This is a genomic window from Pseudomonas sp. FG-3G (assembly GCF_901007645.1).
Lineage (GTDB): Bacteria > Pseudomonadota > Gammaproteobacteria > Pseudomonadales > Pseudomonadaceae > Aquipseudomonas > Aquipseudomonas rhizophila.
Window position 1 is genome coordinate 283268 of record NZ_CAAKGZ010000021.1, and the last position, 11895, is coordinate 295162.

At 61.5% G+C, this 11895-nt stretch carries 9 protein-coding genes; 8 read left to right on the plus strand and 1 reads right to left on the minus strand.

Annotated features, from left to right (window positions below):
* The first annotated feature begins 2 nt into the window (after window positions 1-2).
* The 6 genes from PSEUDOMOFG3G_RS13650 to PSEUDOMOFG3G_RS13675 all read left to right on the plus strand — a co-directional run bounded on the left by PSEUDOMOFG3G_RS13650 (window position 3) and on the right by PSEUDOMOFG3G_RS13675 (window position 7404).
* Window positions 3-425, plus strand: a complete 423-nt coding sequence (locus PSEUDOMOFG3G_RS13650; RefSeq protein WP_139050298.1) for an AprI/Inh family metalloprotease inhibitor — start codon at window positions 3-5, stop codon at window positions 423-425.
* Between the two features lie 133 nt (window positions 426-558).
* Window positions 559-2334, plus strand: coding sequence for a type I secretion system permease/ATPase (locus PSEUDOMOFG3G_RS13655; RefSeq protein WP_139050299.1), 1776 nt, complete (start codon window positions 559-561; stop codon window positions 2332-2334).
* Complete coding sequence (locus tag PSEUDOMOFG3G_RS13660) at window positions 2331-3665, plus strand: HlyD family type I secretion periplasmic adaptor subunit (protein WP_139050300.1); 1335 nt, start codon at window positions 2331-2333, stop codon at window positions 3663-3665. Before PSEUDOMOFG3G_RS13655 ends, PSEUDOMOFG3G_RS13660 begins: the two co-directional genes overlap by 4 nt.
* A gap of 14 nt (window positions 3666-3679) precedes the next feature.
* Complete coding sequence (locus PSEUDOMOFG3G_RS13665) at window positions 3680-5029, plus strand: TolC family outer membrane protein (RefSeq protein ID WP_139050301.1); 1350 nt, start codon at window positions 3680-3682, stop codon at window positions 5027-5029.
* A gap of 66 nt (window positions 5030-5095) precedes the next feature.
* Window positions 5096-6946, plus strand: a complete 1851-nt coding sequence (locus PSEUDOMOFG3G_RS13670; RefSeq protein ID WP_139050552.1) for a polyurethanase — start codon at window positions 5096-5098, stop codon at window positions 6944-6946.
* A gap of 71 nt (window positions 6947-7017) precedes the next feature.
* Window positions 7018-7404, plus strand: a complete 387-nt coding sequence (locus PSEUDOMOFG3G_RS13675) for a hypothetical protein (protein ID WP_139050302.1) — start codon at window positions 7018-7020, stop codon at window positions 7402-7404.
* A 42-nt stretch (window positions 7405-7446) separates the two neighbouring features.
* On the opposite strand, the gene PSEUDOMOFG3G_RS13680 is transcribed toward PSEUDOMOFG3G_RS13675, so the two are convergent.
* Entirely contained in the window at window positions 7447-7671 is a 225-nt protein-coding gene (locus PSEUDOMOFG3G_RS13680; protein WP_047226447.1) for a YgdI/YgdR family lipoprotein, read from the minus strand.
* Between the two features lie 208 nt (window positions 7672-7879).
* On the opposite strand from PSEUDOMOFG3G_RS13680, the gene PSEUDOMOFG3G_RS13685 reads away from it, so the two are divergent.
* Entirely contained in the window at window positions 7880-9547 is a 1668-nt protein-coding gene (locus PSEUDOMOFG3G_RS13685; RefSeq protein WP_139050303.1) for a VRR-NUC domain-containing protein, read from the plus strand.
* A complete protein-coding gene (locus PSEUDOMOFG3G_RS13690; RefSeq protein ID WP_139050304.1) occupies window positions 9544-11865 on the plus strand; it encodes an ATP-dependent DNA helicase in 2322 nt (773 codons plus the stop codon). Before PSEUDOMOFG3G_RS13685 ends, PSEUDOMOFG3G_RS13690 begins: the two co-directional genes overlap by 4 nt.
* Window positions 11866-11895 lie beyond the last annotated feature (30 nt).

The following is an 11895-nucleotide window of genomic DNA, read 5'->3' on the forward strand; positions in this document are numbered from 1 at the left end:
AGATGTGCAGAAATCCCCAACCCCAAGGCGTCCAGGCAAGTGCCTGGTTACTCGCTACGCTGATGATCTTTACCGGAGAAGCCGCCATGGCACGCAGCCTGTTGTTAGCAGAACCTTCCCAGTTGGCCGGTCAGTGGCAGGCTGTTCTGTCGGGGCCGCAGGAGCCTGCGCAAACCCCGCCGTCCAGCATCTGCCTTGTCGAGCTCAGGGCAGATCAAACCCTGGTCGGGCAAACCGCCTGCCTGGGACAGTGGCTGGGCGATGAGCCGGTCCATTGGTTCACCGAGCCAGACGGTCTGTCACTGATTGGCAAACAGAACAGCCGGATTCACTTGCAACTGCGTCAAGAACAACACTATCAAGTCACCTTGAAATCAGGTCAGGTAGTGACACTCGAACGGAGCCCACCCCAAACCATTCCTTAACACGTTAGTACAGTTTGCGAATGCCCCAGGCGCGCCTGTTTAAACAGGCGCGCAGCGCACCGCGGCCCGATGTAAATCATTTAAAGATTGGCAAGTTGAATAACCTGGCAAAGCCAACAGCAAGGATATCTTCATGAACATGACAAGGCGCGCTGCGACGGTGCCGCTGTTTAGAGCGCTGGGCGACTATAAAAATATTCTGATCAGCGTCGGTTGTTTTACCGCACTGATTAATGTCCTGATGTTGGCGCCTTCGATTTATATGCTCCAAGTGTATGACCGGGGCCTGTCATCACAAAACGAAACCACGCTGTGGATGTTGTCGTTGATGGTGGTGGGCTTCTTCGTATTTATCGGGCTGCTGGAAATGGTGCGCAGCTTCATTGTCATCCGTATCGGCAGCCAACTGGAAAGGCGCTTGAACCTTCAGGTGTACAAGGCCGCGTTCGAGCGCAACCTGCGCCAGGGCGAGGGCAACGCCGGGCAGTCGCTGGGTGACCTTACCCACATCCGCCAGTTCGTCACCGGACCTGCGCTGTTCGCATTCTTCGACGCCCCGTGGTTTCCCGTGTATTTGCTGGTGATCTACCTGTTCAACGTGTGGCTCGGCGTGTTCGCCAGCGTTGGCACCTTGCTGCTCATCGGCCTGGCCTGTCTCAACGAAGCCATGACCAAAAAACCGCTGGGGCAGGCCAGTGTCTACTCGCAACAATCCAGCCAACTGGCGACCAGCCACTTGCACAACGCCGAGACCATTCAGGCCATGGGCATGCTCGGCGCATTGCGCGGGCGCTGGTTTGCCGTGCATTCGCGCTTTCTCGGCCTGCAAAACCAGGCCAGTGATACCGGCGCGGTGCTCAGTTCCCTGAGCAAAACCCTGCGCCTGTGTCTGCAATCGCTGGTGCTGGGGTTGGGTGCGCTGCTGGTGATCAAGGGCGACATGACCGCCGGAATGATGATTGCCGGCTCGATCCTGATGGGCCGGGTGCTAAGCCCCATCGACCAGTTGATCGCCGTGTGGAAGCAATGGAGCGGGGCCAAACTGGCCTATCGCCGTCTCGATGCGCTGTTGCAGGCTTACCCAGCCCAAGACGAGGCGATGACATTGCCGTCGCCCAAGGGCCAGGTGACCTTCGAACAGGTCAGCGCCGGCCCGCCGGGGCAGCGCAACGCGACACTGCATCAGCTCGGTTTCAGCCTGAGCGCCGGGGAAGTGCTCGGGGTGTTGGGGGCGTCGGGGTCTGGCAAATCGACTCTGGCACGTGTGTTGGTGGGGGTGTGGCCTACGTGCGGAGGCACAGTGCGGCTCGACGGGGCCGACATCCATCGCTGGAACCGCGACCAACTCGGCCCGCACATCGGTTATCTGCCCCAGGACATTGAGCTGTTCAGCGGCAGCATTGCCGAGAACATTGCCCGTTTCCGCCAGGCCGATCCGCAAAAGGTCGTCGCCGCCGCGCAACAGGCCGGCGTGCATGAACTGATCCTGCGCATGCCCCAAGGCTACGACACCGTGCTGGGAGAGGATGGCAGCGGTTTGTCCGGCGGCCAGAAACAGCGCGTCGCCCTGGCCCGGGCAATGTATGACCAACCGAGCCTGGTGGTGCTCGATGAACCCAATTCCAATCTCGACACGGTCGGTGAAGCGGCACTGGCCGGCGCGATCGCGCAGATGAAAGCCCAGGGCACCACGGTCGTGCTGGTGACCCATCGCTCCTCGGCGCTGGCTCAGGCCGACAAGCTGCTGGTGCTCAATGAAGGCCACCTACAGGCGTTCGGTCCTAGCCAGGAGGTGCTGCGGGCATTGTCCGGCCAGCCGCCATCGCAACGCGACAAACCCCAGGCAGCCCCCAACGGACTAAGCATGAGTCGCCAGTATTCGGCTGCCAGCAAACCCAGCGGCGCATGAGCAAGGATCGCGACATGAATCTGCAACACTCTCAAGACCTCGAACATCCCGAGCGCGATGCCCGTTTCTTCACCCGCCTGGGGTGGGCACTGGCGCTCATTGGCGCTGGCAGTTTTTTCACCTGGGCCAGCCTGGCGCCGCTGGACCAAGGTATTGCGGTGCAAGGCACCGTGGTGGTGTCCGGCAAGCGCAAGGCCGTGCAATCGATGAGCAGCGGGGTGATCAGCCGGATCCTGGTGCGTGAAGGCGAGGCAGTGAAACAGGGCCAGCCGCTGTTCCGCCTGGACCAGACTCAGACAGCCGCCGATGTGCAAGCACTGCAGGCCCAGTACCGCATGGCCTGGGCTAGCCTGGCACGTTGGCAAAGCGAGCGGGACAACCTCCCACAGGTCAGCTTTCCGGCCGAACTGAGCCACGACCCCGACCCGCGCCTGGCGCTGGTGCTCGAAGGCCAGCGACAGTTGTTCAGCAGCCGCCGCGAAGCGGTGGCCCGGGAGCAGGCCGCGTTGCGCGCCAATATCGAAGGTGCCACGGCGCAACTGGCGGGCATGCGCCGGGCTCGCAATGACCTCAATGCCCAGGCCCAGTCCCTGCGCCAGCAGCTCAGCAACCTGCAACCGTTGGCAGACAACGGCTACATCCCGCGCAACCGCCTGCTCGATTACCAACGGCAACTGTCGCAAGTGCAGCAGGAACTGGCGCAGAACAGTGGCGAAAGCGGCCGGGTGGAGCAGGGCATCGTCGAGTCCCGCCTCACGCTTGAGCAACACAATGAGGAATACCAGAAGGAGGTGCGCAGTCAGTTGGCCGAAGCGCAGCTCAAGAGCGAAACCCTGCAACAGCAACTCAAGTCTGCCGCGTTCGAGCTGCAACACAGCGAGATCCTCGCCACCGCCGACGGCATCGCCGTGAACCTGGGCGTACACACCGAAGGCGCCGTGGTCCGTCAAGGCGATACCTTGCTGGAAATCGTGCCCCAAGGCACGCGACTGGAAGTGGAAGGGCGCCTGCCGGTCAACCTGATCGACAAGGTGGGCACCCATTTGCCAGTGGACATCCTCTTCACCGCATTCAACCAGAACCGCACGCCGAGGGTGCCGGGGGAGGTCAGCCTGATTTCCGCCGACCAGATGATCGATGACAAGACCGCCGAACCGTATTACGTCCTGCGCAGCAGCGTCAGCGAAGTGGCGATGGAAAAACTCAACGGACTGGTGATCAAGCCCGGAATGCCGGCGCAAATGTTCGTGCGCACCGGCGAGCGCTCGCTCATGAACTACCTGTTCAAACCGCTGCTCGACCGAGCCGGCTCCGCGTTGACCGAAGAATGAGGATGTTCGGGGGTATGAAGGGACGTAACTGGCTCGCCGCGCTAGCGGCGGTTATCTGCAACAGTGCCTGGGCCATGGGCCCATTCGAGTTCTATGAACAAGCCCTGCGCAATGACCCGGCCTACCTGGGCGCGATCAAGGAGCGCGATGCCGGCCTGGAGAACCGCGCCATTGGCCGCGCCGGGCTGCTGCCGCACCTGGGCTACAGCTACAACAAGGGCCGCAACCAGTCCAAGGTTACCTACCTCAACGACCGCGGCGCCAGCCAGCATGACGACCGCAACTACAGCAGCTATGGCTCCAGCCTGACCCTGCAACAACCGCTGTTGGACTACGAGGCCTACGCCGCCTATCGCAAAGGCGTGGCCCAGGCGCTGTTTGCCGACGAAAACTTTCGTGGCAAGAGCCAGGAATTGCTGGTGCGGGTGTTGAGCGCCTACACCCAGGCGTTGTTCGCCCAGGATCAGATCGACATTGCCCAGGCCAGGAAAAAGGCTTTCGAACAGCAGTTTCATCAGAACGAGCATCTGTTTGCCCAAGGCGAAGGTACGCGCACCGACATCCTTGAAGCCGAGTCGCGCTATGAGTTGGCGATTGCCGAAGAGATCGAGGCCCGCAACGAGCAGGACGCATCTTTGCGCGAACTTGGCTCGTTGATTGGCGTCCCGACCCTGAACATCGGCGACCTGGCGCCCCTGAGCGAAACGTTCCAGACCTTCACCCTGCAACCGGCCAGTTTCCAGACATGGCACGAATTGGCCGTGAGCAACAACCCGACCCTGGCATCCCAGCGCCAGGCCGTGGACGTAGCGCGCTACGAAGTCGAACGCAACCGTGCCGGACACCTGCCCAAGGTCAGCGCCTACGCGACCATGCGCCAGAACGAGTCGGAAAGCGGCAACACCTACAACCAGCGCTACGACACCAACACCATTGGACTTGAGATCAGCGTGCCGTTGTACGCCGGTGGCGGGGTCTCGGCGTCGACTCGTCAGGCCAGTCGCAACATGGAGCGGGCCGAATATGAACTGGACGCCAAAACCCGGGAAACCCTGATCGAGCTGCGCCGCCAGTTCAGCGCCTGCCTGTCGGGGGTGAACAAATTGCGGGCATACCGCAAAGCCCTCAGCGCCGCCGAGGCGCTGGTGGTGTCGACCCGGCAAAGCATCCTCGGTGGCGAACGGGTCAACCTCGATGCCCTGAATGCCGAAGAACAGCTCTACACCACCCGACGCGACCTGGCCCAGGCCCGTTATGACTACCTCATGGCCTGGACAAAGTTGCACTACTACGCCGGCACCTTGGGCGCGCAAGACCTGGCCCAGGTGGATGAGGCATTTGTGGCCCCGGCGCTGACGCAATGACGGGCAGTGCCCAAGAACTTCGCCTGTATCGACAACCTTTCCAACAACAAAAAAGAGGTCATCACGATGGGTATCTACGACTATAAAAACCTCGGCACCACCGAGTCCAAGGCGCTGGTCAGCGATGCAATGGCGATCATGCTGTATTCCTACCACAATCTGGACCACGGCTTTGCCGCCGGCTACCAGCAGAACGGCTTCGGCGCGGGGCTGCCCGCCACGCTGGTGACGGCGCTGCTGGGCAGCACCGATTCGCAAGGGGTGATCCCCGGTGTGCCGTGGAATCCCGACTCGGAGAAGCTCGCCCTGGAGGCGGTGCAGAAGGCCGGCTGGACCCCGATCAGCGCATCGCAACTGGGCTACACCGGCAAGGTGGATGAGCGTGGAACGTTTTTTGGTGAGAAGGCCGGCTACACCACCGCGCAGGTGGAAATTCTCGGCAAGTACGACGCCGATGGGCAACTGACGCAAATCGGGGTGTCGTTTCGTGGCACCAGCGGCCCACGGGAGACGCTGATCAGCGACTCCATTGGTGACGTCATCAGCGATCTGATGGCGGCTTTCGGCCCCCAGGATTACGCGAAACACTACGTCGGCCAAGCTTTTGGCAACTTGCTCGGGGACGTCGCGGCGTTCGCCCAGGCCCACGGTCTGACGGGCCAGGACGTGCTGGTCAGTGGCCACAGCCTCGGTGGGCTGGCGGTCAACAGCCTGGCGGACTTGAGCACCAGCCAATGGTCGGGGTTCTACAGCAGCGCCAATTACATCGCCTACGCCTCGCCAACCCAAAGCAGCACCGACAAAGTGCTGAACATCGGTTATGAAAACGACCCGGTGTTCCGGGCACTGGACGGCTCCACGTTCACCTCCGCGTCGGTGGGCGTGCATGATGCTCAGCAGGAGTCAGCCACCAACAACATCGTCAGCTTCAACGACCACTATGCCTCGGCGGCCTGGAACGTGTTGCCGTTTTCCATCCTCAACATTCCCACCTGGATATCCCACCTGCCCACCGGTTACGGCGATGGCATGGGCCGGATCCTCGATTCGGCGTTCTACGACTTCACCGAGAAAGACTCCACCATCATCGTCGCCAACCTGTCGGATCCCGCACGCAGCAATACGTGGGTCCAGGACCTCAATCGCAACGCTGAAACCCACACCGGCAGCACGTTCATCATCGGCAGCGAGCGTGATGACCTGATCCAGGGCGGGCAGGGCAATGACTATCTGGAGGGGCGCGCCGGCAACGACACCTTTCGCGACGAGGGTGGGTACAACGTGATATTGGGCGGGCAGGGCAGCAACACCCTGCAGCTGCAGTCCTCGGTGAAAGATGCAAGCTTCGTCCAGGACGGCGCCGGGACCTTGTACATGCGCGATGCCCAGGGTGCAATCAGCATGACCCGAGACATCGACACGCTCGTCAGCAAAGAGCCCGGTTTGTTCTGGGGCCTGCTCAAAGACGAGGTGAGCCACAGTGTCACGGCCAACGGCTTGGTGGCGGGGGGCAAGCTGACGGCGTATGCATCGTCGACCGCAGGCACCTCGGCAGATGACACCTTGACCGCGCGATCATCGGGGGACTGGCTGTTCGGCCATGACGGCAACGACGTGCTGTTGGGCGGCACGGGTAACGACACCTTTGTCGGCGGTTCGGGCAATGACTGGCTGCAATCGGGCGGCGGCTCTGACACGTTCGTTTTCAATGGCGCGTTCGGCCACGACCAGATCAGCGGTTATGATGCCGGCGACACACTGGTGTTCCTTGGCGTGCAGGGCGCCGGGGAAGGTTTCGACTACCGCCAGCACCTGTCTCAGGTCGGCAGTGACACGCTGCTTGAGGTCGGTGACAGTTCCGTGACCCTGGTGGGGGTCAATCCGGGCCAGGTAGGAGGCGAATTTGTGTTCGCCTGATCCAAGGTTGTTTTGAGTACGTTGTGCCGAGGGGATGCGTGTGTCCCCTCGGCACAAGAGGGAGTGAAGCAGTGAGCAGTAAACAAGCCTCAATCATCGGCCTGGTGTGGGGACTGGCCTCGGCTGGCGCCTTGGCCGAATTGCCGGATCAATCGATTCTGACCCGCTACGGCGTCACCTCGGAGCAATTGCCCGCCGCCCAGGCAGGCGCCCCTGTCGAGGCGACGTCGCCCCGACCGCGCTTCGACGTGCAGGCAGAAGAGCCCTGGGTATCGGTGAGTCTCGGGGAAGTGAACAAACCGGCCACGACCGGAAACATCAGCATCGATCACGCCATTGAACAGGAATACAACCGCTGCCTGCGATTGAGGGATCAGATGATGCGGCGAAAAGGTGGGCTGATCAGTTGCCAAGAGGGTAGTCCGACACCCGGGATGGACATCGGATTGAGCCGATGACATGAGATCAGGCCCTCTCCGGGGGAGAGGGCCTCAATAAACTCAGTCTTCCTTGCGTACTGTCGCCACTTCATCGGCGCGAACCCGCACTTTCTTGCCGGAAATGTCTTCGAATTCATAGAAGCCGTCGGCGGTACGGGTGTTAGGGGCATCCTTGGTCAAATACTGGGTACCGTTCTGCAGGGTCACCACCGTGGGTGACGAGCAGCCGGCCAGAGCCAGGAACGCAGCGGCGACCAGGGGCAGACCCAGAATCCTGATGTTCATATCCGTAACCTCTCAATCAAAAAGACGCCGTTCAGTTGATTAGAACGCGCCATCACTGTAGTTAACCGCCATTGGTCTCGCTTGCCGTAGGAAAGTTCATCGCCGACTGCAGGATTTCCCTCCTGAATGCGGGCGACCGCTCATCTTTTGCAGTTGCCTGGACCCGCCGCAGCTGATATCTGTACGCATAACCAGTATTCCAGCAGGCATGGCACCTCTTTCCGTGACAAATAACCCCCTCGACGACCCTTTCTACTACCTGAACAACTTTCAGCAGGTGCTCGCCTGGTTGGCAACGCGCTATGCCGATGTGCTCAGCCCTGAGGAGCAACGCTTCATCGACGAGTTCGCCAGCTTGCCCCGTGCATCCCAGGGATTGCTGGTGCGCATGGTGATGCGCAAGGGGCTGCATTTTCGCCAGAGCAAGCTGCATTACCCTGAGATCGGTGATATTGGCAGCGCCATCGAGCCGTTGCTGGCGCGGGGCTGGGTCGAGGATCAAGCGCCTCTTGGCCTTGGCGAGCTGTTCGAGGTGCTGCTCAAACAGGAAATCATCCTGTGCCTGGGTCACCTGATCGAACACCCCAAGGCGACAAAGGGCCAGTGGCTGGAGTCCTTGCAGGATCATTTCAATCAACCACAGCCTTTTCGCAGCTGGTGCCCGTTGCTGGAAGACCGACTCTTCAGCCTGACGATCATGAACCTCTGCGATCGGTTGCGGTTGCTGTTTTTCGGCAATCTCTATCAGGACTGGTCGGAGTTCGTGCTGGCGGACCTGGGCATCTTCACCTATGAAACCGTCGAGTTCAGTGCCCAATCCCGTGGCCTGCGCAGCCGCCAGGATGTGGATGCCTGCCTCTTCCTGCACGAATGTCAGCAGCGTTTCGAAGCCGGCGAGCCTCTTGAAGAGATCGTTGCCCAAGCCCATGCCCTGAGCCTGGACAATCCGTGGCTGGAGCGACGCCGAGGCAAGCTGCTGTTCCAGATCGGCCAGCACGCTGAGCGCATCGGCGATTTCACCCTGGCCTTGCGCATTTATCAGGATTGCAACTACCCCGGCGCACGGCTGCGGATGATTCGGGTGCTGGAGCGCATCGGCGAGTACGCCCAAGCCCTTGAATGGGGTGAAGCGGCCGCACAATCACCGCAAAGCGCCGCCGAAACCCAGGCTCTGCTCAGGATCCTGCCCCGGCTGCGCCGCAAGTTGGGCGGCCCCCCGGTGCCGCGGCCCCTGGCGCGCAAGGTAGAGCGGCTGGACCTGCACCTGCCTCGTGTCGATCCGGCCTTGTCGGTGGAGTATCACGTGCAGGCCCATCTGCACGATGAAACCGCGCCGGTGCACTACGTGGAGAACAGCCTGATCAATTCGCTGTTTGGCCTGCTGTGCTGGCCGGTGATTTTTGCGCCGTTGCCGGGGGCGTTTTTCCACCCGTTCCAGCGCGGGCCGGTGGACCTGCTCAACGAAGACTTTCACGACCGGCGCGCCGAGCTGTTCGCGGCCTGTTTCGCGCAGCTCGACGATGGCCGCTACCGGGACACCATTGTCCGTCGTTACACCGAAAAATGGGGCGTGCAGTCGCCTTTCGTGTTCTGGGGCGCGCTGTCCGAAGAGTTGCTCCATCAGGCCCTCGACTGCCTGCCTGCCGAACACCTCAAGCACTGGTTCAGCCGCCTGTTGCTGGATATCAAGGCCAACCGCGCCGGCATGCCGGACCTGATCCAGTTCTGGCCGCAGCACAAGACCTACCGCATGATCGAAGTCAAAGGCCCCGGCGACCGCCTGCAAGACAATCAACTGCGCTGGCTGGAGTTCTGTCACGAACACCAGATGCCCGTCGCCGTCTGCTATGTGCAGTGGGTGGAGCAGGGCGCATGACCCAGGAACCTGGCTACAGCATCGCCGTTCGGGCACTGTGCGAGTTCACCGCCAAGACCGGCGACCTGGACCTGCGCTTCACGCCGTCACCCACGGCCATGGAAGGGATCGTCGGCCATCGCACCGTGGCCTCGCGGCGTAGTGAGGGTTACCAGGCCGAAGTGAGCCTGGAGGGCCGCTACCAGACGCTCAAAATCAAAGGCCGGGCGGATGGCTACGACCCGGCCTGCAACCGCATCGAAGAAGTGAAGACCTACCGGGGCGACCTGGACAAGCAACCGGCCAATCATCGCCAGTTGCATTGGGCCCAGGCGAAAATCTACGGCTGGCTGATGTGCCAGAAGTTGCAACTGCCGCGGATCAACGTGGCGCTGGTCTACTTCGACATCGTCAGCGAAAAGGAAACCTGCCTCACGCAAAGCTTTGAAGCGGCGCAGCTTGAGGTTTTCTTTGACCAACAGTGCGCGCTGTTCCTCGCCTGGGCCGAACAGGAGATGGCTCACCGACAGGCGCGCAACCTCGGCGCTCAGACGCTGGCATTTCCTCACGCCGGCTTCAGGACCGGGCAACGCCACCTGGCTGAGTCGGTGTTCAAGGCCATCAGCACCGGCCGCTGCCTGATGGCCCAGGCGCCCACCGGCATTGGCAAAACCGTTGGCACCTTGTTTCCGATGCTCAAGGCACTGGCGCCACAGCGACTGGACAAGGTGTTCTTCCTCACGGCCAAGACCCCAGGGCGCAAACTGGCGCTGGATGCGGCCCGAGTGATTACCCAAAGCGCGCCCTCGATGCCGTTGCGGGTGCTGGAGATGATCGCCCGGGACAAAGCCTGCGAGCACCCGGACAAGGCCTGCCATGGCGAAGCCTGCCCATTGGCCCGCGGGTTCTACGATCGGCTGCCGCACGCCCGTGCGGCGGCGAGCCAGATCACGCTGCTCGATCAGGCGGCGTTGCGCGATATTGCTCTGGCCCATGATATCTGCCCGTACTACCTGAGCCAGGAAATGGCCCGCTGGGCAGACGTGGTGGTCGCTGACTACAACTATTACTTTGACTTCAGCGCCTTGCTCTTTGGTCTGGCCCAGGCCAATGGCTGGACCGTCGCGACCCTGGTGGACGAAGCCCACAATCTGGTGGAGCGAGGGCGGCAGATGTACAGCGCGACCCTCGATCAATCCGCTTTGGCGGCAGTGCGCAAAACCGCGCCCGAGACGTTGAAGAAGGCCTTGCAGCGGGTCAATCGCCAGTGGAACGCGCTGCATGAGCCCCAGGTTGCGGTCTATCAGGCGTATGAAAAACCACCGGAGAAACTGCTCCAGGCCCTGTCGCTGTGCACCACGGCTATCAGCGATTACCTCAATGACCATCCCCAGGGCCTGGACAGTGCTTTACAGGCGTTCTACTTCGATGCCTTGCAGTTTGCCCGGGTGGCGGAGTCCTTTGATGAGCACTTTCTGTTCGACATACACAAGCGTGAATACGGCCGCCAGCGAAGCGCATCGACCCTGTGCCTGCGCAATGTCGTGCCGGCCGCTTTCCTGCAACCCAGGCTGACGGCGGCCCGCTGCAGCGTGCTGTTTTCCGCCACCCTGAGCCCGCGGCATTATTATGCTGACCTGTTGGGCACCCCGACGGACACGGTCTGGATCGACGTGGAGTCGCCATTCCAGGCGCAACAGCTTGATGTACAGGTTGTCAGCCGGATCTCCACCCGCTTTGCCCACCGCCAGGCGTCCCTGGAACCTATCGTCGCGTTGATGGCCCGCCAGTTCAGCGAGCGCCCGGGCAATTACCTGGCCTTCTTCAGCAGTTTTGACTACTTGCAGCAAGTGGCCGGACTGTTTGCCAAGCGCCATCCGCAGATTGCCACCTGGTCGCAATCACGCGGCATGGGCGAAGCACCCCGGCAGGCGTTCCTTGAACGATTCATGGAACACAGCCAGGGGATTGGGTTTGCGGTGTTGGGCGGTGCATTCGGGGAGGGCATCGATTTACCGGGTTCGCGCCTGATCGGGGCGTTCATCGCGACCCTGGGGCTGGCGCAGTTCAACCCGGTCAACGAGCAGATGAAGCTGCGCATGGCGGCTATTTTCGGCGATGGCTACGACTACACCTACCTGTATCCCGGCCTGCAAAAAGTGGTGCAGGCTGCGGGGCGTGTCATTCGTACACAGCAGGATTGTGGGATGGTGATGTTGATCGACGATCGATTTGCTGAGGCGAGGGTGCAGCACTTGTTGCCGCGTTGGTGGTCAGTTAGTCAAGAGCAGCACAACTGCTGTGGGAGTGAGCTTGCTCCCACAAAGGATCTGTGGTGAATCTCATATCGCGACCAAGCTGCTGATTCC